Annotated in this window: 1 protein-coding gene; it reads right to left on the bottom strand. The window is 39.2% G+C overall.

Annotated features, from left to right (window positions below):
- Nucleotides 1-1,064, bottom strand: a 1,064-nt coding sequence (gene ligA, locus ACYVTD_RS13650; protein ID WP_461248278.1) for an NAD-dependent DNA ligase LigA, incomplete at its 3' end; no start/stop codon positions are given.
- Between the last annotated feature and the right edge of the window lie 16 nt (nt 1,065-1,080).

The following is a 1,080-nucleotide window of genomic DNA, read 5'->3' as shown; positions in this document are numbered from 1 at the left end:
GTTTTGTAATCTATAATTTCCACACCATTCTCTCTCGCCTTATCAAGCTTGCTCCCTGCATTATCCCCTGCAATCAAATAGTCGATTTTTTTGCCAACGGTTGATGACACTTCTCCGCCATTTTTCTCTATTAAATCTGCAATTTCCTGCCTTGGTAGCTCTAAAGTGCCTGTTATGCAAAAAGTTTTCCCAGTTAGTCTTCCTTGCGCAATTTCCTGTCTTAAATTCACCCCCATCTCTATGAACTCGTTTAGCTCTTCTTTGTTATTTTGAATATAAGTATGCAAACTATCCGCCATAGTTTCACCAAAATCATATACATCTGCAAATACTTTCTTTTCAGCATTTATTATCTCTTCCAAACTACCAAATTTTTTCGCTAACTCTTTAGCTGCTCCAGAACCGATCAGCGGGATCCCAAGCGCATTTATAAATCTAGATAATCCTACCGACTTGGATTTTTCGATTTCCTCGATTATTTTGTCAGATTTTTTATCCTTAAAATTATCCAAGCTTAGTAAGTCGTTCTTTTCTAGCCTATAAATATCGGATAGCTTTTTCAATAAACCCTTTTCTAGCAAACTCAAAATAGCCTTTTCGCCTAGGCTTGCGATGTTCATACAATTGCGCGAAACAAAATGAATGAACTTTCTAGCAATCACAGCCGGGCAGTCAAGATTCACGCACCGAACAGCAATTTCCCCTTCAAAAGTTTTTGTTCCAGCGCCGCACTCAGGGCAAGTTGTTGGCGCCATTATATCTTTTTCCTTGCCGCATCTTTTATCTTTTAATGAATATAAAACTTCAGGTATAATCTCTCCTGCTTTTTGAATTGCAACCATATCCCCAATTTTTATATCTTTCTTTTCTATTAAATCAAAATTGTGAAGCGTCGCAAAAGATATTTTAGAGCCACTCAAAAAAACAGGTTCCAGCACAGCTTTTGGGGTAATAATTCCTGTGCGCCCCACTTGCAAGGCAACATCCAAAAGTCTCGTCTCTGCAACTTTTGGAGGATACTTATAAGCTATCGCCCACCTCGGCGCCTTAGCCGTCGCTCCCAATTCAGCTCGCTTTTCT

The sequence above is a fragment of the Treponema sp. R6D11 genome (assembly GCF_054786075.1).
This window is presented reverse-complemented; position numbering and strand designations above follow the sequence as displayed.